The sequence below is a fragment of the Streptosporangium sp. NPDC002544 genome (assembly GCF_040295965.1).
In the GTDB taxonomy this organism is placed as follows: domain Bacteria; phylum Actinomycetota; class Actinomycetes; order Streptosporangiales; family Streptosporangiaceae; genus Streptosporangium.
In genome coordinates, this window is record NZ_JBEOWJ010000045.1 from 52,830 (window position 1) to 77,765 (window position 24,936).

Here is a 24,936-nt window from a genome sequence, read left to right on the forward strand (position 1 = left end):
CCGACCCCGCCCGATGTACGGAGGCTGTGATGGATACGCCCAGTGAGCAGGTCGTACAGGCGCTCCGGAGCTCCATGAAGGAGGCCGAACGGCTACGGCGTCAGTACCAGAAGCTGGTCGCGGTCACCACCGAGCCGATCGCCATCGTGGCGATGAGCTGCCGGTTCCCCGGCGGGGTGTCCTCCCCTGAGGATTTGTGGCGGCTGATCGTTGAAGGTGGTGACGCCACCTCGGGCTTCCCGTCCGACCGCGACTGGGATCTCGACATGCTGTCGGGTCATGATGCGGACGGCCGACCTCGAAGCGACACCGACAAGGGAGCCTTCATCCGCGACATCGCGGACTTCGACCCTGGGTTCTTCGGGATCTCGCCGCGCGAGGCGCTGGCGATGGATCCGCAGCAGCGGCTGCTGCTGGAGGTGTCGTGGGAGGCTGTCGAGCGGGCCGGGATCGACGCCGCCCGGCTGCGCGGCAGCCGTACCGGGGTCTTCGTCGGGATGAGCGGTCAGGACTACTCCTACCTGATGGTGAGCTCGCTGGCCGACCTCGAGGGCAACGTCGGGACCGGCATGGGCGCGGGCGCGGCCTCCGGCCGGCTTTCGTACACGCTGGGCCTGGAGGGCCCGGCGGTGACGGTGGACACCGCCTGCTCGTCATCCCTGGTGGCGTTGCACCTGGCGACGCAGGCGCTGCGCAGCGGTGACTGCTCGCTGGCGCTGGCGGGCGGGGTGACCGTGATGACCACCCCTGGCGCGTTCGTGGAGTTCACCCGGCAGGGTGGGCTGGCGCCTGACGGCCGGTGCAAGGCGTTCGCTGACGCGGCGGACGGCACGGGGTGGGCCGAGGGCGTGGGCGTGCTGGTCCTGGAGCGGTTGTCGGACGCTCAGCGCAACGGCCATCAGGTACTCGCGGTGCTGCGCGGGTCGGCGGTGAACCAGGACGGTGCGTCGAACGGCTTCACCGCGCCGAATGGTCCGTCGCAGCAGCGGGTGATTCGCCAGGCGCTGGGCAGTGCCGGGCTGAACCCCGCCGATGTGGACGTGGTCGAGGGGCACGGTACGGGGACGACGCTGGGTGATCCGATCGAGGCGCAGGCGTTGCTGGCGACGTACGGTCAGGATCGGCCGGAGGATCGGCCGTTGTTGCTGGGGTCGATCAAGTCGAACATCGGTCATACGCAGGCGGCTGCCGGTGTGGCGGGTGTGATCAAGATGGTCATGGCGATGCGGCATGGGGTGTTGCCCAGGACGTTGCATGTGGATGCGCCGTCGTCGCATGTGGACTGGTCGGCCGGTGCTGTGGAGCTGCTGACCGAGGCCAGGGCCTGGCCTCGGGTGGAGCGGCCGTGGCGGGCGGGGGTGTCGTCGTTCGGCCTCACCGGCACCAACGCCCACGTGATCATTGAGCAGGCGCCGAACAACCGGCGAATCGCGGCGAGAGCGGAGGACCGGGACCCGGCGGCGACCACGGGCGTGCCCCCGATGCTGGTGTCGGGTCGTACGGCGGAGGCGCTGCGGGCGCAGGCCGAGCGGCTGGCGTCGTACCTGGATGCCGAGCCTGATCTGGATCTGGCCGACATGGCCTTCTCTCTTGTCACGACGCGATCGGTCTTCGAGCACCGGGCGGCGGTGCTGGCCGGTGCCCGCGAGGATGTCGTGGCCGGGCTGCGGGCCGTGGCCGAGGGCCGGTCGGGTGCGGGCGTCCTGCTGGGACAGAGCGGGCGGCGGGACAAGATCGCATTCCTGTTCACCGGTCAGGGCAGCCAGCGGGTGGGGATGGGCCGGGAGCTGTATGAGCGCTTCCCGGTGTTCGCCGAGGCGTTGGACGCGGTGATCGCCGAGCTGGATCCGTTGCTGGACGGGTCGTTGCGTGAGGTGCTGTTCGCCGAGCCGGGCACGCCCGAGGCGGGGTTGCTGGATCGGACGGGGTGGGCGCAGCCGACGTTGTTCGCGCTTGAGGTGGCGTTGTTCCGGCTGGTGTCCTCGTGGGGTGTCAAGCCGGATGTGCTGGCGGGGCATTCGATCGGGGAGATCGCGGCGGCGCATGTGGCCGGGGTGCTGTCGCTTGCCGACGCGTGTGTGCTGGTGGCGGGCCGGGCGCGGCTGATGCAGGCGTTGCCGCCGGGCGGGGCGATGGTGGCGGTGCAGGCCGCCGAGGAGGAGGTCGCCGCGCTGCTGGCCGGGCGTGAGGATGAGGTGTCGATCGCGGCGGTGAACGGCCCGGCCTCGGTGGTGATCTCCGGGGTGGAGGAGCCGGTGCTCGGGATCGTCGCGGTGCTGGAGGAGCGGGGGGTGCGGACCAAGCGGTTGCGGGTGTCGCACGCGTTCCATTCGCCGTTGATGGAGCCGATGCTGAAAGAGTTCGGGGAACTGGCCCGGACGCTCACCTTCAACGCGCCGCAGGTTCCGGTGGTGTCGAACCTGACCGGCCAGGTGGCCACGGCCGAGCAGTTGTGCTCGCCGGACTACTGGGTGGAGCAGGTCCGCGGCGCGGTCCGCTTCGCCGACGGCATCCGGGCGCTGCACGGTCAGGGCGTGCGGGCGTATCTGGAGCTCGGCCCCGACGGGGTGCTGACCGCCATGGCTCAGGACACCCTTGCCGCCGAGGATCAGCCCGTCGCGGACCTGGTGACGGGGTCTGACGCGGTGATGGTGCCGGTGCTGCGCAGGGACCGTGACGAGCAGGCGGCGGTCATGTCGGCGCTGGCCCAGTTGCATGTGTGTGGGGTGGTGGTGGACTGGGAGCCGGTGCTTGCGGGCGGGCACCAGGTGGAGTTGCCGACGTATGCGTTCCAGCGTCAGCGTTTCTGGCCTGATGGTGCGGGTTCGCGGGTGGGGAATGTGGCGGCTGCCGGGTTGGCGGCTACGGGCCATCCGTTGCTGGGGGCCGCGGTCGGGCTGGCCGGCTCCGATGGGGTGCTGCTGACCGGGCGGTTGTCGCTGTGGTCGCATCCGTGGCTGGCCGATTACCTGGTGATGGGTTCGGTGGTGGTTCCGGGCAGCGTGTTCGTGGAGCTGGCGGTACGGGCGGGTGACCAGGCCGGCTGTGATGTGGTCGAGGAGCTGACCTTGACCGCGCCGCTGGTGCTGGGCGAGCGGGATGCGGTCGCGGTGCAGGTGTGGGTGGGGGCGGCGGACGGATCGGGCCGTCGTGGTGTGAGCATCTATGCCCGGTCGGCGGAGGCCGCCGATGAGGAGCCGTGGGTCGAGCACGCCACCGGTGTGCTGACGGCCGGAGGCAGCGCCGCCGCGCCGTTCGAGACGGTGGTGTGGCCGCCGCAGGGGGCGTCCGTCATTGAGCTGGACGGGTTGTACGACCAGTTCGCCGCGGGCGGGTTCCATTACGGGCCGGTGTTCCAGGGCTTGAAGGCGGCCTGGCGTGGCGAGGCCGGTGAGGTGTTCGCCGAGGTCGTTCTGCCTGAGCAGGCGGCGTCGAGCGCGGGTTCGTTCGGGTTGCATCCGGCGCTGTTGGATGCGGCGTTGCACGCGGTGCCGTTCGCCGGGCTGGACGATGCCGAGGGCGGCCGGTTGCCGTTCTCCTGGGGTGGAGTCTGTCTGCACGCCGGTGGTGCGTCGGTGCTGCGGGTGCGGTTGGCCAGGACCGATGCTGATGCGGTCTCGGTGACGGCGGTGGACGCGGCTGGGGAACCGGTGCTGTCGGCGCGGTCGCTGGTGCTGCGGCCGGTCGCGGCCGAGCAGTTCGCCGCCACGGGACGCGGCCGAGGGGTGGAGCGGGACGCGCTGTTCGGCTTGGAGTGGACGTCGCTGACGGATCTCCCGACCGCCGATCCGCTCCCGGTGGCGGTGCTCGGCCTGGACACGTTGGGTGTCGCCGGGGCGCTGCGGGCGGCTGGGGATTCGGCGCCGGTTCATGCGGATCTGCTGTCGCTGGCGGAGGCGGGTCCGGTGCCGGGTGTGGTGCTGGCGGAAGCGGTCTCTGGCCGAGCCGGCGGGGTCGTGGCGTCGGTGCACGAGTTGACCTCGGATGTTCTGGGCCTGTTGCAGGGGTGGCTGGCCGATGACCGGTTCGCCGATTCGCGTCTGGTGTTGGTGACCCGGTGCGGGGTTGTGGCCGGTGTCAATGAGGACGATGAAGCGGCGCCGGACCCGGTTGTGGCGGCGGCGCGAGGGCTGGTGCGCAGTGCTCAGTCGGAGAATCCGGGCCGGCTCGTGCTGGTCGACGTGGATGATCGGGAGTCTTCGCTCGCGACCTTGTCTGACGTGCTGTCTGCGGTTCTGGCCTCAGGCGAGCCGCAGGTGGCGGTGCGCGGGGGTGAGGTGTGGGTGCCGCGCCTGGCACGGGTGGCGCCCGGCTCGGACCTTGGCGATGTCCTCGCCGATGACAGTGTCCGCTCGTGGGATCCCGAGGGGACGGTGTTGATCACCGGTGGTACCGGTGGTCTGGGTGGGTTGTTCGCGCGGCATGTGGTGGCCGAGCGTGGGGTGCGGCGTCTGCTGTTGACCAGTCGGCGGGGTCTGGAGGCTCCGGGTGCGGTGGAGTTGCGGGCGGAGTTGATCGCGCATGGGGTCGAGGTCGAGATCGTCGCGTGTGATGTGGCCGATCGGGGCCAGGTGGCGGCGTTGCTGGCCGGGGTGGATGCCGGGCATCCGCTGACCGCGGTGATCCACACCGCCGGTGTGCTGGACGATGGGACGATTCCGTCGCTGTCGGCGGAGCGGTTGGGGACGGTGTTGCGGCCGAAGGTGGATGCGGCCTGGTATCTGCACGAGCTGACCCGGGGTCTGGATCTGGCGGCGTTCGTGGTGTTCTCGTCGGTGGCGGGGACGTTCGGTGGGGCGGGTCAGGGTAACTACGCGGCGGCGAACGCGTTCCTGGACGCGTTGGCGGAGTATCGGCGGGCGCGGGGGTTGGCTGCGCTGTCGCTGGCGTGGGGGCCGTGGGCGCAGGGTGCGGGGATGACCGGGGCGCTGGGCGAGGTCGATCTGCGGCGGATGGCGCGGGCGGGGGTGGTGCCGTTGTCGCCTGAGCAGGGGTTGGGGTTGTTCGAGGCGGCGGGTGTGGTGGGCGCAGCGGTGGTTGTGGCGGCGCGGTTTGAGGTGGCGGCGGTGCGCACGCAGGGTGAGGTGCCTCATCTGTTGCGCGGGTTGGTGCGTGGGGTTCGCCGGTCGGCGGTGTCGGTGTCGGGGGTGGGTGATGGGTTGTTGGTGGGGCGGTTGGCCGGTCTGGGTGAGGCTGATCGGGTACGGCTTGTGGTGGAGTTGGTGCGGGCACAGGTCGCGGTGGTGTTGGGGCATGCTTCGCCGCAGCTGGTGGAGGTGCGGCGGGAGTTCCGGGAGTTGGGGTTCGATTCGCTGACCGCGGTGGAGTTGCGTAACCGGTTGAACGTGGCGACGGGGTTGAGGTTGCCGGCGACGTTGGTGTTCGATTATCCGACTCCGGTGGTGCTGGCGGAGTTCCTGCTGGGTGAGTTGCTCGGCGAGAAGGCCGACGTGATCATCCCCACGTCCGTCGTGCCTGCGGTGGACGATCCGATCGTGATCGTGGGCATGGCGTGCCGCTATCCGGGCGGGGTGGCCTCTGCGGAGGACCTGTGGCGGTTGGTGGCCGAGGGCGGTGACGGGATCTCGGAATTCCCGACCAGGCGGGGCTGGGACCTGGGGGCGCTGTACAACCCGGACGCCGAACATCGCGGGACCAGCTATGTGTGTGAGGGTGGTTTCCTGCACGAGGCGGGGGAGTTCGATCCGGGGTTCTTCGGGATCTCGCCGCGTGAGGCGCTGGCGATGGATCCGCAGCAGCGGTTGCTGCTGGAGACGTCGTGGGAGGCGATCGAGCGGGCGGGGATGGACCCGGTCTCGCTGCGTGGCAGTCGTACCGGTGTGTTCGCCGGGGTGTCGTATCACGACTACGCGTCAAGCGTGGAGTTCCCGCCGGATGTGATGAGTTTCTTCGGTACCGGTAATGCCGGGAGTGTGTTGTCGGGTCGGGTCTCGTACGCGCTGGGCCTGGAGGGTCCGGCGATGACGGTGGACACGGCGTGTTCGTCGTCGCTGGTGGCGATGCATCTGGGGGCGCAGGCGCTGCGCTCGGGTGAGTGTTCGCTGGCGCTGGCCGGTGGTGTGACGGTGATGGCGTCGCCGGGTGCGTTCATCGATTTCAGTCAGCAGGGTGGGCTGGCTCCTGATGGGCGGTGCAAGGCGTTCGCCGAGGCGGCGGACGGCACGAGCTGGGCCGAGGGTATCGGGGTGGTGGTGCTGGAGCGGTTGTCGGACGCGCGGCGCAACGGCCATCAGGTGCTCGCGGTGGTGCGGGGTTCGGCGGTGAACCAGGATGGTGCGTCGAACGGGTTGACCGCGCCGAATGGTCCGTCGCAGCAGCGGGTGATCCGTCAGGCGCTGGCCGGTGCCGGGCTGAACCCCGCCGATGTGGATGTGGTGGAGGCGCACGGTACGGGGACGACGCTGGGTGATCCGATCGAGGCGCAGGCGTTGCTGGCGACGTACGGTCAGGATCGGCCGGAGGATCGGCCGTTGTTGCTGGGGTCGATCAAGTCGAACATCGGTCATACGCAGGCGGCCGCGGGTGTGGCGGGTGTGATCAAGATGGTCATGGCGATGCGGCATGGGGTGTTGCCCAGGACGTTGCATGTGGATGCGCCGTCGTCGCATGTGGACTGGTCGGCTGGTGCGGTGGAGCTGCTGACCGAATCTCGGTCGTGGCCTCGGGTGGAGCGGCCGTGGCGGGCGGGGGTGTCGTCGTTCGGGATCAGCGGCACCAACGCCCACGTGATCATCGAACAAGGACCGGAAACGCCGGAACCCGAAGAGGCTTCGCAGGGCCAGGCACCTGCTGCGACTGCGGGTGTGGTGCCGGTGCTGGTGTCGGGCCGGTCGGTGGAGGCGTTGCGGGCGCAGGCCGAGCGGTTGGTGTCGTTCCTGGAGGGCGAGCCTGGGCTGGGGCTGATCGACACGGCGTTCTCGCTGGCGACGACGCGGTCGGCGTTCGAGCATCGGGCGGTGGTGCTGGCCGGGGACCGTGATGGGGTGCTGGCCGGGCTGGGTGCGCTGGCCGAGGACCGTCCGGGTGCCGGTGTGGTGCGCGGGACGGCGGAGCCGGAGCCGCAGCTGGCGGTGTTGTTCACCGGTCAGGGCAGTCAGCGGGTGGGGATGGGCCGGGAGCTGTATGAGCGGTTCCCGGTGTTCGCGCAGGCGTTGGACGCGGTGCTGGAGCAGTTGGACGGGGAGTTGGCCGGGCGGCCGGGCGGCGAGTCGGCCAAGCGGGCGGGCTGTTCGGTGCGGGAGGTGCTGTTCGCCGAGCCGGGTTCGGCTGAGGCGGGGTTGCTGGATCAGACGGGGTGGGCGCAGCCGGCGCTGTTCGCGGTGGAGACGGCGCTGTTCCGGCTGGTCTCCTCGTGGGGGCTACGGCCGGATGTGCTGGCGGGCCATTCGATCGGGGAGATCACCGCTGCCCATGTGGCCGGGGTGTTGTCCCTGAAGGATGCGTGTGTGCTGGTGGCGGCGCGGGGTCGGTTGATGCAGGCGTTGCCGTCGGGTGGGGCGATGGTGGCGGTGCAGGCCGCCGAGGAGGAGGTCGCCGCGCTGCTGGTGGGGCGTGAGGGTGAGGTGTCGGTTGCGGCGGTGAACGGTCCGGCCTCGGTGGTGATCTCCGGGGTGGAGGAGGCGGTGCTGGAGGTGGCCGCCGCCCTGGAAGGTCAGGGGGTGCGGACCAAGCGGTTGCGGGTGTCGCACGCGTTCCATTCGCCGTTGATGGAGCCGATGCTGGAGGACTTCCGTGCTCTGGCGGGCGGGTTGACCTACAGCGCGCCGCGTATTCCGGTGGTGTCGAACGTGACCGGCCAGGTGGCCACGGCGGAGCAGTTGTGCTCGCCGGATTACTGGGTGGAGCAGGTGCGTGGCGCGGTTCGGTTCGCCGACGGGGTGCGCGCGCTGCACGGCCAGGGGGTACGGGCGTATCTGGAGCTGGGCCCCGACGGGGTGCTGACCGCCATGGCCGCCGACACCCTCACCGCGCTCGCCGACTCGGACTCGCGGGGTTCGGACGCTCGTTCAGTTGGGACGGATGCGTACGTGGATCCAGCCGCGGTGCTGGTGCCGGTGCTGCGCAGGGACCGTGACGAGCAGGCGGCGGTCATGGCGGCGCTGGCCGAGCTGCATGTGCACGGGGTAGCGCTCGACTGGCGTGCGGTGTTGCCGGGTGGGCGGCGGGTGGAACTGCCGACCTACGCCTTCCAGCACCACTGGTACTGGCCCCAGGGCGTCGGTGACCGCGCGGGGAACGTGGCGGCGGCGGGTCTGGCGGCTGCGGGGCATCCGCTGCTGGGTGCGGCGGTGGGGCTGGCCGGTTCCGATGGGGTGTTGCTGACCGGCCGGTTGTCGCTGCGGTCGCATCCGTGGCTGGCCGATTACGCGGTGATGGGTTCGGTGGTGGTGCCGGGCACGGCGTTCCTGGAGTTGGCGATCCGGGCGGGTGATCAGGTCGGTTTTGATGTGGTGGAGGAGCTGACGCTGGATGCGCCGTTGGTGCTGGGTGAGCGGGACGCGGTGGCGGTGCAGGTGTGGGTGGCCGCCGCCGCGGAGTCGGGTCGTCGTGGTGTGAGCATCTACGCGCGGCCGGCGGAGGCGGCTGAGGATGAGCCGTGGGTGGAGCACGCCACCGGTGTGCTGACGGCCGGAGGCCGCGCCGCTGCGCCGTTCGAGACGGTGGTGTGGCCGCCGCGTGGGGTGTCGGCGATCGAGCTGGATGGGTTGTACGAGCGGCTGGCCTGGGACGGGCTGAGTTATGGGCCGGTGTTCCAGGGGTTGCGGGCTGCTTGGCGGGGTGAGGGTGGTGAGGTGTTCGCGGAGATCGCACTGCCTGGGCAGGTGGAGTCGAGCGCGGGTTCGTTCGGGTTGCATCCGGCGCTGTTGGATGCGGCGTTGCACGCGGTGCCGTTCGTCGGGCTGGATGATTCCGAGGGGGGGTGGTTGCCGTTCTCTTGGAGCGGAGTGTGCCTGCACGCTAGTGGCGCCTCGCTGCTGCGAGTGCGGCTGGCCAAGACGGGCGACGATTCGGTTTCGGTGAGCGCGGTGGACGCCACCGGGGAGCCGGTGCTGTCGGCACGTTCACTGGTGCTGCGGCCGGTCTCCGCCGATCAGCTCGCGGTCGCCTCCGGCGGCCGAGGGACGGGGCGGGACCCGCTGTTCGAGGTGGAGTGGTCGCCGCTGACGGAGCTTTCGACGGCCGATGCGGTGCCGGTGGCGGTGCTCGGTCTCGACCTCCTAGGGGTCGCCGCCGCCTGGGAGACGGTCGGTCAACCGGCTCAGGTTCACGCGGATCTGTCGGTCCTGGCAGATCCGGTACCCAGCGTGATAATGGCCGAGGCGATCTCGGACCCGGCGTGCGGAGTGGTGGAGTCGGCGCATGAGCTGGCCGCCCGGGTGCTGGATCTGGTGCAGCGATGGCTGGCCGACGACCGGTTCGTCGACTCCCGTTTGGTGATTCTCACCAGTGGTGCGATTGAGGCGCGGGAAGAGGACGCGGTCACTGATCTGCCGGCGGCCGGGGTGTGGGGTCTGGTGCGCAGTGCGCAGTTGGAGAACCCGGGCCGGTTCGTGCTGATGGACGTGGACGGGCGGGAGTCTTCGCTGTCGGCGCTGCCGGAGATGTTGGCCTGGGTGCTGGCGTCGGGTGAGCCGCAGGCGGTGGTGCGCGGCGGTGAGGTACTGGTGCCGCGTCTGGCGGGCTCCAAGGTTGCCGACACGGCGGGCCGGGTCTGGGATCCGGAGGGGACGGTGTTGATCACTGGTGGTACCGGTGGTCTGGGTGGGTTGTTCGCGCGGCATGTGGTGGCCGAGCGTGGGGTGCGGCGTCTGCTGCTGACCAGCCGCCGGGGTCTGGAGGCTCCGGGTGCGGTGGAGTTGCAGGCGGAGTTGATCGCGCATGGGGTCGAGGTCGAGATCGTCGCGTGTGATGTGGCCGATCGGGACCAGGTGGCGGCGTTGCTGGCCGGGGTGGATGCCGAGCACCCGCTGACCGCGGTGATCCACACCGCCGGTGTGCTGGATGACGGGACGATTCCGTCGTTGACGGCGGAGCGGTTGGGGACGGTGTTGCGGCCGAAGGTGGATGCGGCCTGGTATCTGCACGAGCTGACCCGGGATCTGGATCTGGCGGCGTTCGTGGTGTTCTCGTCGGTGGCGGGGACGTTCGGTGGGGCGGGTCAGGGTAACTACGCGGCGGCGAACGCGTTCCTGGACGCGTTGGCGAAGGTGCGGCGGGCTGAGGGGCTGGCGGGGTTGTCGCTGGCGTGGGGTGCCTGGGCGCAGGACGCCGGGATGACGGGCACGCTGAGCCAGGCGGATATGCGGCGGATGGCGCGGGCGGGGATGATGCCGTTGTCGCCTGAGCAGGGTTTGGCGTTGTTCGAGGCCGCTGTTGCGGTGGGTCGTGCGGCGGTTGTGGCGGCGCGGTTTGACGTGTCGGCGGTGCGGGCGCAGGGGTGGGTGCCTCATCTGTTGCGCGGGTTGGTGCGTGGGGTTCGCCGGTCGGCGGCGTCGGTGCCGGTGGCGGGGGATGGGGCGTTGGTTCGGCGGTTGGCCGGTCTGGGGCAGGCCGATCGGGTGCGGTTGGTGGTTGAGCTGGTTCGGGGTGAGGTGGCCACGGTGCTGGGGCATGCTTCGCCGCAGCTGGTGGAGGTGCGGCGGGAGTTCCGGGAGTTGGGGTTCGATTCGCTGACCGCGGTGGAGTTGCGTAACCGGTTGAACGTGGCGACGGGGTTGAGGTTGCCGGCGACGTTGGTGTTCGACTATCCGACTCCGGTGGTGCTGGCGGAGTTCCTGCTGGGTGAGTTGCTCGGCGAGAAGGCCGACGTGATCATCCCCACGTCCGTCGTGCCTGCGGCGGACGACCCGATCGTGATCGTGGGCATGGCGTGCCGCTATCCGGGCGGGGTGAGTTCCGCTGAGGATCTGTGGCGACTGGTGGCCGAGGGCGGGGACGGGATCGGCGAGTTCCCGACATCCCGCGGTTGGGATCTCGACGGGTTGTACAGCCCGGATCGGGAGAATCGCGGGACCAGCTATGTGTGTGAGGGTGGGTTCCTGCACGAGGCGGGGGAGTTCGATCCGGGGTTCTTCGGGATCTCGCCGCGTGAGGCGCTGGCGATGGATCCGCAGCAGCGGTTGCTGCTGGAGACGTCGTGGGAGGCGATCGAGCGGGCGGGGATGGACCCGGTTTCGCTGCGTGGCAGTCGTACCGGTGTGTTCGCCGGGGTGTCGTATCACGACTACGCGTCTAGCGTGGAGTTCCCGCCGGATGTGATGAGTTTCTTCGGTACCGGTAATGCCGGGAGTGTGTTGTCGGGTCGGGTCTCGTACGCGCTGGGCCTGGAGGGTCCGGCGATGACGGTGGACACGGCGTGTTCGTCGTCGCTGGTGGCGATGCATCTGGGGGCGCAGGCGCTGCGCTCGGGTGAGTGTTCGCTGGCGCTGGCCGGTGGTGTGACGGTGATGGCGTCGCCGGGTGCGTTCATCGATTTCAGTCAGCAGGGTGGGCTGGCTCCTGATGGGCGGTGCAAGGCGTTCGCCGAGGCGGCCGATGGTACGAGCTGGGCCGAGGGTATCGGGGTGGTGGTGCTGGAGCGGTTGTCGGACGCGCGCCGCAACGGCCATCAGGTGCTCGCGGTGCTGCGCGGGTCGGCGGTCAACCAGGACGGTGCGTCCAACGGGTTGACCGCGCCGAATGGTCCGTCGCAGCAGCGGGTGATCCGTCAGGCGCTGGGCAGTGCCGGGCTGAACCCCGCCGATGTGGATGTGGTGGAGGCGCACGGCACCGGCACGACGCTGGGTGACCCGATCGAGGCGCAGGCCCTGCTGGCGACCTACGGCCAGGACCGGGACGCCGACCGGCCGTTGTTGCTGGGGTCGATCAAGTCGAACATCGGTCATACGCAGGCGGCCGCGGGTGTGGCGGGTGTGATCAAGGTGGTCATGGCGATGCGGCATGGGGTGTTGCCCAGGACGTTGCATGTGGATGCGCCGTCCTCGCATGTGGACTGGTCGGCCGGTGCGGTGGAGCTGCTGACCGAGGCCAGGGCCTGGCCTCGGGTGGAGCGGCCGTGGCGGGCGGGGGTGTCGTCGTTCGGGATCAGCGGCACCAACGCCCACGTGATCATCGAACAAGCGGTGGAATCTCCGGAAGCCGCGGACGAGGACGCTCCGCAGGACCACGCACCGGTTGCCGGTGTGGTGCCGGTGCTGGTGTCGGGCCGTACGGCGGGGGCGTTGCGGGCGCAGGCCGAGCGGTTGGTGTCGTTCCTGGAGGGCGAGTCCGGGCTGGGGCTGATCGACACGGCGTTCTCGCTGGCGACGACGCGGTCGGCGTTCGAGCATCGGGCGGTGGTGCTGGCCGGCGATCGTGATGGGGTGCTGGCCGGGCTGGGTGCGCTGGCCGAGGACCGTGCGGGTGCCGGTGTGGTCGAGGGGATGGCCGGGCCGGAGCCGCGGCTGGCGGTGTTGTTCACCGGTCAGGGCAGCCAGCGGGTGGGGATGGGCCGGGAGCTGTATGAGCGGTTCCCGGTGTTCGCCGAGGCGTTGGACGCGGTGATCGCCGAGCTGGGTCCGTTGCTGGACGGGTCGTTGCGTGAGGTGCTGTTCGCCGAGCCGGGCACGCCCGAGGTGGAGGCGCTGGATCGGACGGGGTGGGCGCAGCCGGCGTTGTTCGCGCTTGAGGTGGCGTTGTTCCGTCTGGTGTCTTCGTGGGGTGTCAAGCCGGATGTGCTGGCGGGGCATTCGATCGGGGAGTTGGCGGCGGCGCATGTGGCCGGGGTGTTGTCCCTGAAGGATGCGTGTGTGCTGGTGGCGGCGCGGGCGCGGTTGATGCAGGCGTTGCCGTCGGGTGGGGCGATGGTGTCGGTGCAGGTCGCTGAGGAGGAGGTCGCCGCGCTGCTGGCCGGGCGTGAGGGTGAGGTGTCGGTCGCGGCGGTGAACGGTCCGGCCTCGGTGGTGATCGCCGGGGTGGAGGAGGCGGTGCTGGAGGTGGCCGCCGCCCTGGAAGGTCAGGGGGTGCGGACCAAGCGGTTGCGGGTGTCGCATGCGTTCCATTCGCCGTTGATGGAGCCGATGCTGGAGGACTTCCGCGTGGTAGCTCGGACGTTGACCTACAACGCGCCGCGCGTTGTGATCGTGTCCACGGTGACCGGCCAGGTGGCCACTGCGGAGCGGTTGTGCTCGCCGGATTACTGGGTGGAGCAGGTGCGTGGCGCGGTCCGGTTCGCCGACGGGGTGCGCGCGCTGCACGGCCAGGGGGTACGGGCGTATCTGGAGCTGGGCCCCGACGGGGTGCTGACCGCCATGGCCGCCGACACCCTCACCGCGCTCGCCGACTCGGACTCGCGAGGTTCGGACGCTCGTTCAGTTGAGACGGATGCGTACGTGGATCCAGCCGCGGTGCTGGTGCCGGTGCTGCGCAGGGACCGTGACGAGCAGGCGGCGGTCATGGCGGCGCTGGCCGAGCTGCATGTGCACGGGGTAGCGCTCGACTGGCGTGCGGTGTTGCCGGGTGGGCGGCGGGTGGAACTGCCGACCTACGCCTTCCAGCGTCAGCCGTTCTGGCCGGTCGGCAAGCGGATCGGGGATGCCCGCACTCTGGGCTTGGCCGCGGCGGAGCATCCGCTGCTGAGCGCTTCCGTTGACTTGGCCGACTCCGACGCTGTGCTGCTGACCGGCCGGTTGTCCGTGCGGTCGCATCCGTGGCTGGCCGATCACGTCGTGGGCGGGATGGTGGTGTTCCCCGGCACCGGGTTTCTGGAGCTGGCGATCCGGGCCGGTGACCAGGTCGGCTGCGACCTGGTCGAGGAGCTGACGCTGGCCGCGCCGCTGGTGCTGGGTGAGGATGACGCTGTCGCGGTGCAGGTGTCGGTGGGCGCCCGGGACGAGTCAGGCAGGCACCTGCTCGGCATCTACGCCCGCCCGGCCGAGACTGAGGATCACACACCGTGGATGCGGCACGCCACCGGCATGCTGATGACCACCGACCCTGTCGCCGAGGCCGGTGGCCCGGTCGCCGGGTTCGACGCCACGGTGTGGCCGCCGCGGGGCGCGACCGCGATCGAGCTGGACGGGCTGTACGACCGGCTTGCCGAGGGCGGGCTCGGCTACGGGCCGGTGTTCCAGGGCCTGAAAGCGGCCTGGCGGGGCGGGGGTGGCGAGGTGTTCGCCGAGGTCGCTCTGCCGGAGCAGGTCGCTGACGCCGGTTTGTTCAATATGCATCCAGCGTTGCTCGACTCCGCGCTGCACTCGGTGCCGTTCGCCGGGCTGGAATCGGCGGGAGGCGGCAGGTTGCCGTTCTCCTGGAGCGCTGTGAGCCTGCAGGCCGGGGGCGCGTCGGCGTTGCGCGTGCGGCTGGCCAGGAGCGGCGCCGATTCGGTGTCGCTGACCGCAGTGGACGCCGCCGGGGCGCCGGTGCTGTCGGCGCGCTCCTTGGTACTGCGTCCGGTCTCGGCCGACCAGCTTGCGACGGCTTCCCACGACCGTGGGGTGGAGCGGGACTCGCTGTTCCAGCTGGATTGGATCGCCGTGCCGATGACGGTCTCCCCGGTGGACGCCGTGATCGGGTTGGAGGTGGCCGAGCTCACCGGCGACCTCGATTCGCTGGAGCTGCAATTCGGCAGGGTGCCTGACCTGGTGACCGTCGAAATCGATGTCTCTGACTCCACGGATGTGGTGGAGTCGGCGCACGCGCTGACCACACGCGTTCTTGGCCTGCTGCAGCAGTGGCTGGCCGATGAGCGGTTCAGCGACTCGCGCCTGGTGTTCGTTACCCGGGGCGCGGTCGCGACCGGTGCCGGCGAGGCCGTGTCGAACCCGGCTGCGGCCACCGTGTGGGGACTGGTCCGTAGTGCCGAGGCGGAGAATCCGGGCCGCTTCCTGCTGGCCGATGTGGAGGAGCAGGAGACCGCCTTGTCGGCGCTGCCCGTCCTGCTGGCCTGCGGTGAACAACAGGTGGCGGTGCGCGATTACGAAGCGCGGGTTCCCCGCCTCGCCCGGCTGTCACCGGATGAGCACGGTGCCCGGGTCTGGAACCCTGAGGGCACGGTGTTGATCACCGGTGGGACCGGCGGCCTGGGCGCGCAGCTGGCCCGGCATCTGGTGGCCGAGCATGAGGTACGGCACCTGCTGCTGGTGAGCCGCCGGGGTCCGGACGCTCCCGGTGCGGTGGAACTGCGGGCGGATCTGGTCGCGCAGGGCGCGCAGGTGAGCATCGTCGCGTGTGACGTGGCCGACCGGGACGCGGTCGCGGCGCTGCCGGCGCAGGTGGATGCCGAGCACCCGCTGACCGCGGTGATTCACACCGCCGGTGTGCTGGACGACGGGACGATCTCGTCGCTGACGCCGGAGCGGTTGGAGACGGTGTTGCGGCCGAAGGCGGACGCCGCCTGGCATCTGCACGAGCTCACCCGTGACGAGGATCTGGCCGAGTTCATTGTGTTCTCGTCGGTGGCGGGGACGTTCGGCGGGGCAGGGCAGGGCAACTACGCGGCGGCCAACGCGTTCCTGGATGCGCTGGTCCAGCACCGGAGGGCCGCGGGATTGCCGGCGGTGTCGCTGGCATGGGGTCCGTGGTCGCAGGACGTCGGGATGACCAGCCGGTTGTCGCAAGTGGACGTTCAGCGGTGGAACATGAGCGGCCTGCTGCCGATCTCGCCCGCACAGGGCATGGCGTTGTTCGACGCGGCCGTGGCGTCCGGTGAATCGGCGGTGGCTGCGGTCCGGTTGAACATGCCGGCACTGCGGGCGCATGAGGTGCTGCCGCCGATGCTGAGCGGGCTGGTCCCCGCCGTACGCCGCTCGAAGGCCGCTGCCCCGCAGGTGCGGAGCAAACTGCCGCAGCGGCTTGCTCCCCTGGGTGCCGCGGAACGCCTTGAGGTCCTGCTGGATGTGGTGCGGATCGAGATGGCGCTGGTACTGGGGCACGCCACGCCGGACGCGGTGGAGGTGCGGCGGGAGTTCCGCGAGCTGGGCTTCGACAGTCTCACCGCGGTCGAGTTGCGCAATCGGCTGAACACCGCGACGGGTCTGCGTCTGTCGGCCACGCTGGTGTTCGACTACCCGACCCCCACCGTGCTGGCCAAACATCTGCTCGACGAGCTGATGGGTACGGAGGCGGAGGTCCTGGACACGGCGCCGCAGGTGCTGCCGCCGACGGCCGATGACCCGATCGTGATCGTGGGTATGGCGTGCCGCTATCCGGGCGGGGTGAGTTCCGCCGAGGATCTGTGGCGGCTGGTGGCCGAAGGCGGGGACGGGATCTCGCCGTTCCCGACGACCCGCGGTTGGGATCTCGACGGGTTGTACAACCCGGATCGGGAGCGCCAGGGGACCAGCTATGTGCGTGAGGGTGGCTTCCTGCACGAGGCCGGGGAGTTCGACCCCGGGTTCTTCGGCATCTCGCCGCGTGAGGCGCTGGCGATGGATCCGCAGCAGCGGTTGCTGCTGGAAACGTCGTGGGAGGCGATCGAGCGGACCGGGATCGACCCGGTCTCGCTGCGCGGCAGTCGTACCGGCGTGTTCGCCGGAGTGATGCACCATGACTACACATCGGCTCGTCTGGAGTTCCCTCCGGACGTGATGAGCTTCATGGGGACCGGCACCGCCGGAAGTGTGCTGTCCGGCCGGATCTCCTACCTGTTCGGGCTGGAGGGCCCGGCGGTGACCGTGGACACCGCGTGCTCGTCGTCGCTGGTGGCGATGCATCTGGCCGCGCAGGCGCTGCGGGGTGGTGACTGCTCGCTGGCGCTGGCCGGTGGTGTGACCGTGATGGCCACCCCGGGAGCGTTCATCGACTTCAGCGCCCAGGGCGGGCTGGCCGGCGACGGCCGGTGCAAGTCCTATTCCGACGCGGCCGACGGGGTGAGCTGGTCCGAGGGTGTGGGCGTGCTGGTGCTGGAGCGGCTGTCGGACGCGCGCCGCAACGGTCACCAGGTGCTGGCGGTGGTGCGGGGTTCGGCGATCAACCAGGACGGCGCGTCGAACGGGCTGACCGCGCCGAACGGCCCGTCTCAGCAGCGGATGATCCGCCGGGCGCTGGCCGGCGCCGGGTTGTCCCCGGCCGAAGTGGACGTGGTGGAGGGTCACGGTACCGGCACGACGCTGGGTGACCCGATCGAGGCGCAGGCGTTGCTGGCGACGTACGGTCAGGACCGGCCAGAGGGCAGGCCGTTGCTGCTGGGCTCGGTGAAGTCGAACATCGGTCACACCCAGGCGGCCGCCGGTGTGGCGGGTGTGATCAAGATGGTCATGGCGATGCGGCACGGGGTGCTGCCCAGGACGCTGCACGTGGACGAGCCGTCGTCGCATGTGGACTGGTCCATGGGCGCGGTGGAGTTGCTGACCGAGCCGGTGGAGTGGCCGGAGACCGGTCGTCCGCGCCGGGCGGGTGTGTCGTCGTTCGGGATCAGCGGCACCAACGCGCACGTGATCATCGAGCAGAGCCCAGTGGAGCAGGACGCGGAAACTCCGGATGTGGCAGCCGAGGGCCCGGTGCCGGTAGCGGATCAGGACGTGCCGGTGCTGGTGTCGGGGCGGACCGATCAGGCATTGCGGGCGCAGGCTGAGCGCCTGGCGTCGTACCTGGACGGCGAGCTTGGTCTGAGGCTCAGCGATGCGGCGTTCTCGCTGGCCACCACGCGGTCGGCGTTCGAGCATCGAGCGGTGGTGGTCGCCGGGGATCGTGATGGTCTGCTGGCCGGCCTGCGGGCCGTGGCCGAAGACCGCCCGGGTGCGGGCGTGGTGCGCGGGCTGGCCGAGGCGAAGCCGCGGCTGGCGGTGCTGTTCACCGGTCAGGGCAGTCAGCGGGCGGGGATGGGCCGGGAGCTGTATGCGCGGTTCCCGGTGTTCGCGACGGCGTTGGACGAGGTGATCGCCGAGCTGGACCCGCTGCTCGACGGGTCGTTGCGGGAGGTGCTGTTCGCCGAGCCGGGGTCGGTTGAGGCGGGGTCGCTGGATCAGACGGGGTGGGCGCAGCCGTCGTTGTTCGCGGTGGAGACGGCGCTGTTCCGGCTGGTGTCCTCGTGGGGTGTCAAGCCGGGTGTGCTGGCGGGGCATTCGATCGGGGAGATCACCGCTGCCCATGTGGCCGGGGTGCTGTCCCTGAAGGACGCGTGTGTGCTGGTGGCGGGTCGGGCGCGGTTGATGCAGGCGCTCCCCGCGGGTGGGGCGATGGTCGCGGTGCAGGCCTCGGAAGAGGAGGTCGCCGAGCTGCTGGCCGGGCGTGAGAAGGAGGTGTCGGTCGCGGCGGTGAACGGCCCGGCCTCGGTGGTGATCGCCGGGGTCGAGGAGCCGGTGCTGGAGGTCGCCGCCGTGCTGGACGGGCGTGGGGTCAGGACGAAGCGGTTGCGGGTGTCGCACGCGTTCCACTCGCCGCTGATGGATCCGATGCTGGAGGACTTCCGCGCCCTGGCCCGGACGCTCACCTACAGCCCGCCGGAAATTCCGGTGGTCTCGAACGTGACCGGGGAGTCGGCCACGGCCGAGCAGCTGTGCTCACCGGACTACTGGGTGGACCAGGTCCGCCAGGCCGTACGGTTCGCCGACGGCGTCCGCACGCTGCACCGCCAGGGCGTACGAGCCTATCTGGAGCTGGGCCCCGACGGCGTGTTGACCGCGATGGCCGCCGACACGCTCGCGGCCGAGTCTGATGCGGACGCGCAGGAGTCGGACGCTGTGCTGGTGCCGGTGCTGCGTAAGGGCCGCGACGAGCGGATCGCGTCCATGACGGCGCTTGCCGAGCTGCACGTGCACGGGGTGGCAGTGGATTGGCAGGCCGTCCTCTCCGGCGCCCGCCGGGTCGACCTGCCGACGTATGCCTTCCAGCATCAGCGGTTCTGGCCCAAGGGTCCGGCATCTCGCGTGGGCAACGTGGCCGCGGCCGGGCTGGCGACAGCCGGCCACCCGCTGCTGGGTGCCGCCGTGGGCCTGGCCGACTCGGACGGTGTGCTGCTGACCGGGCGGTTGTCGGTGCGGTCGCATCCGTGGCTGGCCGATCACGTCGTGTCCGGAACAGTGATCTTCCCGGGTACCGGGTTCCTGGAGCTGGCGGTGCGGGCGGGTGACCAGGTCGGCTGCGAGGTGGTCGAGGAGCTGACCCTGACCGCGCCGCTGGTGCTGGGCGAGAGTGAGGCCGTCGCGGTGCAGGTGTGGGTGGGCGCCGCACAGGAGACAGGCCACCGTAGCGTGAACATCTACGCCCGGTCGGCCGAGGCCGCAAACGACGTGCCGTGGGTACGGCACGCCACCGGCACCTTCGCGACAGGCACCCTCACCATCGGTTCTGCGGACGCCGCGCCGTTCGACGCGGCGATGTGGCCCCCGGCCGGCGCGACCGCTATCGGGCTGGACGGGTTGTACGAGGAACTGGCCGTGGGCGGGTTCGAATACGGCCTGGTCTTCCAGAATCTGCGCGCCGCCTGGTACGGCGCCGACGGTGAGGTGTTCGCCGAGGTCGCGCTGCCCGAGCAGGTCGGTGACGCCGGTTCGTTCGGGCTGCATCCGGCGTTGCTGGACGCGGCGCTGCACGCGATGCCATTCGTCGGGCTGGAGCCGGTGGAGGGTGGCCGGTTGCCGTTCTCCTGGGGTCAGGTGAGCCTGCGCGCGGGTGGTGCGTCGGTGCTGCGGGTGCGCCTGGCCAGGACGGGTGACGATTCCGTGTCGCTGATCGCGGTGGACGCCGCCGGCGAGCCGGTGCTGTCGGCGCGTTCGCTGGTGCTGCGGCCGATCGCGACCGACCAGCTCGCCGTCGGCGGCGGTCGTGGCGCGGCGCGGGATGGGCTGTTCCGGCTGGATTGGAGCCCGCTTTCCGAGGTTTCCGTGGCTGATCCGGCGCCGGTGACGGTGGTCGGTTTCGCCGGGTTCGAGCCGGATGCCTTGGGTCTCGCGGCGGTGTGGGAGTCGGTCGGACAGTCGGTGACGGTTCACCGGGATCTGTCGGTGTTGGGCGAGGTGGGGCCGGTGCCGGAGGTGGTGCTGGCCGAGGTCGCGGCCGGGTCGGCCGGGGATGCGGTGGTCTCGGCGCGTGCGATGGCGGCTGGGGTGCTGGGTCTGTTGCAGGGGTGGCTGGCCGATGAGCGGTGTGCTGGTTCGCGGTTGGTGATCGTCACTCGTGGTGCGGTGGCCGCCGTTGAGGGTGAGCCGGTGGCGGATCTGGGTGCGGCCGGGGTGTGGGGGTTGGTGCGTAGCGCGCAGTCGGAGAACCCGGGCCGGTTCGTGCTGGTCGACGTGGACGGGCAGAAGTCCTCGCTGTCGGCATTGCCGGGGATCCTGGCCGACCTGCCGGCTTCCGGTGAGCCGCAGGTGGCGGTGCGTGAGGGTGGGGTGCGGGTGCCGCGGTTGGCGTCGCTGGTGTCGGGGGCGGGTCTGTTGCCGCCGGCCGGTGAGGTGGCGTGGCGGCTGGGCAGCCGGGCCAAGGGCAGTCTGGACGCGTTGGAGTTGCTTCCGTTCCCGCAGGCGACTGAGCCGTTGGAGGCGGGGCAGGTGCGGGTGGCGGTGCGTGCGGCGGGGGTGAACTTCCGGGACCTGCTGGACGGGTTGAACGCGCTGGGCTGGTTCCAGGACAGGGTCGGCCTGATGGGTGGTGAGGTCGCCGGGGTGGTGCTGGAGGTCGGCCCGGAGGTGGAGGGCCTGCGTGCGGGGGATCGGGTGGTCGGTCTGGCCGAGGGCTCGTTCGGCCCGGTGACGGTCACTCACGCCCGAGTCCTGGCCAGGATCCCTGACGGGATCTCGTTCGAGCAGGCGGCGACGATTCCGGTGGTGTTCCTGACGGCCTGCTACGGGTTGATGGACCTGGCCGGGTTGCGGGAGGGCGAGCGGCTGCTGGTGCACGCGGGCACCGGTGGTGTGGGCATGGCCGCGATCCAGCTGGCGCAGCGGCTGGGGGTGGAGGTGTTCGCCACGGCGAGCCCGGCCAAGTGGGAGGTGCTGCGTTCGCTGGGCATCCCGGATGATCACATCGCCTCCTCGCGCACCCTGGAGTTCGAGGAGCGGTTCCGTGAGGTGTGCGGTGATCGGGGTATCGATGTGGTGCTGAACTCGCTGACCGGGGAGTTCATCGACGCCTCGGCACGACTGCTGCGCCCGGGCGGCCGGTTCATCGAGATGGGCAAGCTCGACATCCGCGAGCAGGACCGCTTCCCGGGGCTGGAGTATCACTGGTTCGACGTATTGGACGCCGAGCCTGAGCGGCTGCGGCAGATCCTGGCCGAGCTGATGGAGCTGTTCGCCGCCGGTGAGCTGGAGCCGTTGCCGGTGACGGCGTGGGATGTGCGCCGGGGCCGGGAGGCGTTCCGGTTCATGAGCCAGGCCAGGCACACCGGCAAGATCGTGCTGACCATGCCCCGGCGGTGGAACTCGGAGGGCACGGTGTTGATCACCGGTGGGACCGGTGGTCTGGGTGCGTTGTTCGCGCGGCATCTGGTGGCCGAGCGGGGTGTGCGGCATCTGCTGCTGACCAGCCGCCGAGGCCTGGACGCCCCCGGCGCCGTGGAACTGCAGGCCGAGCTGATCGCGCACGGGGTCGAGGTCACGGTCGCCGCCTGTGATGTGGCGGATCGGGATCAGGTGGCGGCCCTGCTGGCCGGGGTGGACACCGGGCATCCGCTGACGGCGGTGATTCATACCGCGGGTGTGCTGGATGACGGGACGATCGCCTCGCTGACGCCGGAGCGGCTGGAGTCGGTGTTGCGGCCGAAGGTGGACGCGGCCTGGCATCTGCATGAGCTGACCCAGGAGATGGATCTGGCTGGGTTCGTGGTGTTCTCCTCGCTGGCCGGGGTGATGGGCGGCGGTGGTCAGGGCAACTACGCGGCGGCCAATGCCTGGCTGGACGCGTTGATGGCACGGCGCCGGGCGCTGGGGTTGCCGGGACTGTCGCTGGCCTGGGGACTGTGGGCGCAGGCCACCGGGATGACCGGGGACATGTCACAGGCCGATGTGCAGCGGATGACCGCCGCCGGGCTGCCGCCGATCACCACCGAGCAGGGACTGGCGCTGTTCGACGCCGCCATCGGATCGGACTCACCGCTCGTGATCCCGGTCCAGCTGAATCCGCCCACAGTGCCACAAGAGCAGGTGCCGCCGTTGTTCCGCGGTCTGGTGCGCGGCACCCGCCGTACGGCCGCCGCGCTGTCGGCAGCCGGAGGTGGCGGCGCGGGCGAGGCGCTGTCCCGGCAGCTGGCCGGCCTGGCCCACCCCAAGCGGATCCGAATGCTGTCCGACCTCATTCGCGCCCAGGCCGCCGCCGTCCTCGGACACCCCGACTCCGCGGCGGTGGAAGTACGGCGCGAGTTCCGCGAGCTGGGCTTCGACTCGCTGACCGCGATCGAGCTGCGCAACCGGCTCAACGCCGCCACCGGGCTGCGCCTGCCGGCCACCCTCATCTTCGACTACCCCACCCCCGTTGTCCTCGCCGAGCACCTCCTCGCGGAAATCGCTCCCGGGGAACCCGTAGCCGCGAAGCCGTCGTTGCTGGCCGACCTCGACCGATTCGAGGCCGCACTTTCCGAGGACGCGCTCGATGAGATCACTCGGAACGGTATCGCGACACGGCTCCGGCAGCTGCTGGGGAAGGTGAGCGAGAGCGGCCCAGGAACTAGTGAAATCGCTGTCGTAGACATGCTCGAATCAGCGAGTGCCGAAGACATCCTCGGCATCATCGAAAGCGAACTGGGCTACCTGAAAGATCTGTGATCCCGGCTCGCCTCGGAACACTTCGGAGGGCCGCCCCGATGTCGGAAGACCGGAAGCTCGTTGAATACCTCAAGTCGGTCGCCGCTGATCTGCGTGAGACCCGTCGGCGACTCCAAGAGGTTGAGTCGGGCAGGCACGATCCGATTGCGATTGTGTCGATGGCGTGCCGCTTTCCGGGTGATGTCAACTCTCCTGAAGACTTGTGGCGTCTGGTGGCCGAGGGCGGTGATGGGATCGGGGAGTTCCCGACGTCGCGTGGCTGGGATCTCGGGGTGGTGTACAACCCGGACCGGGAGCGCCGGGGCACCAGCTATGTGCGTGAGGGTGGTTTCCTGCACGAGGCCGGGGAGTTCGACCCCGGGTTCTTCGGGATCTCGCCGCGTGAGGCGTTGGCGATGGATCCGCAGCAGCGGTTGCTGCTTGAGGTGTCGTGGGAGGCGATCGAGCGGGCCGGGATCGACCCGGTCTCGCTGCGTGGCAGCCACACGGGCGTGTTCGCCGGCGTCATTTACCACGACTACGGGCCGAGTGCCGAGTTCCCGCTGGAAGTGAGGAGCTTCGTCAGCACCGGGACCGCCGGAAGCATCGCCACCGGGCGTATCGCCTACGCGCTGGGCTTGGAGGGCCCTGCGGTCACGGTGGACACCGCCTGTTCGTCCTCTCTGGTGGCGTTGCATCTGGCGGCGCAGGCGCTGCGCTCGGGCGAGTGCGGTCTGGCCCTCGCGGGAGGCGTGACCGTGATGGCCACGCCCGGAATGTTCATCGACTTCAGCGCCCAGGGCGGGCTCGCGACCGACGGACGATGCAAGGCGTTCGCCGACGCGGCGGACGGTACGAACTGGTCCGAAGGCATAGGCATGTTGGTGCTGGAGCGGTTGTCGGACGCCCGCCGCAATGGCCACCAGATCCTGGCCGTCCTGCGCGGCTCGGCGGTGAACCAGGACGGTGCGTCCAACGGGTTGACCGCGCCGAACGGCCCGTCGCAGCAGCGGGTGATCCGCCAGGCCTTGGCCGGTGCGGGCCTGACCCCCGCGAACGTGGACGTGGTCGAGGCGCACGGCACGGGGACGACGCTGGGTGACCCGATCGAGGCGCAGGCCCTGCTGGCCACGTACGGTCAGGATCGGCCGGAGGATCGGCCGCTGCTGCTCGGATCGGTGAAGTCGAACATCGGTCACACCCAGGCGGCCGCGGGTGTCGCGGGTGTGATCAAGATGGTCATGGCGATGCGGCACGGGGTGCTGCCCAAGACGCTGCACGTGGACGAACCGTCCTCGCACGTGGACTGGTCGGCTGGTGCTGTGGAACTGCTGACCGAGACCAGGCCCTGGCCTCAGGTGGATCGGCCGTGGCGGGCCGGGGTGTCGTCGTTCGGTTTCAGCGGCACCAACGCGCACGTCATCATCGAACAAGGCCCGGGAGCTCCTGACGCCGGGTCGGAGGCGGATGATCCGGCACCGGCGGATGTGGCCGCGGGTGTGGTGCCGGTGCTGGTGTCGGGCCGTACGGCAGGAGCGTTGCGGGCGCAGGCCGGGCGGCTGGTGTCGTTCCTGGACGGTGAGTCTGATCTGGGGCTGGCCGATGCCGCGTTCTCGCTGGCCACGACGCGGTCGGCGTTCGAGCATCGGGCGGTGGTGCTGGCCGGCGATCGTGATGGGGTGCTGGCCGGCCTGGGTGCGCTGGCGGACGACCGGCCTGTCGCGGGTGTGGTGCGCGGGGTGGCGGGGGCGGAGCCGGAGCTCGCGGTGTTGTTCACCGGTCAGGGGAGTCAGCGGGCGGGGATGGGCCGGGAGCTGTATGACCGGTTCCCGGTGTTCGCCGAGGCGTTGGACGCGGTGATCGCGGAGCTGGATCCGCTGCTCGGCGGGTCGCTGCGGGAGGTGCTGTTCGCCGAGCCGGGGTCGGCCGAGGCGGGGTTGCTGGATCGGACGGGGTGGGCGCAGCCGGCGTTGTTCGCGGTGGAGACGGCGTTGTTCCGGTTGGTCTCCTCGTGGGGAGTGCGGCCGGATGTGCTGGCGGGCCATTCGATCGGGGAGATCACCGCTGCCCATGTGGCCGGGGTGCTGTCGCTGGCCGATGCGTGTGCGTTGGTGGCGGGTCGGGCGCGGTTGATGCAGGCGCTCCCCGCCGGTGGGGCGATGGTCGCGGTGCAGACCACCGAGGAGGAGGTCGCCGAGCTGCTGGCCGGGCGTGAGAAGGAGGTGTCGATCGCGGCGGTGAACGGCCCGGCCTCGATGGT

2 protein-coding genes are annotated in these 24,936 nt (G+C 70.5%); both read left to right on the top strand.

Going from position 1 to position 24,936, the window contains the following annotated elements; all coding sequences use genetic code 11:
* Positions 1-29 precede the first annotated feature (29 nt).
* A complete protein-coding gene (locus ABT061_RS42870) occupies positions 30-22,697 on the top strand; it encodes an SDR family NAD(P)-dependent oxidoreductase (protein ID WP_350929145.1) in 22,668 nt (7,555 codons plus the stop codon).
* Positions 22,698-22,735: 38 nt separating this feature from the next.
* The coding region (locus ABT061_RS42875; RefSeq protein WP_350929147.1) for a type I polyketide synthase at positions 22,736-24,936 on the top strand (2,201 nt) is incomplete at its 3' end.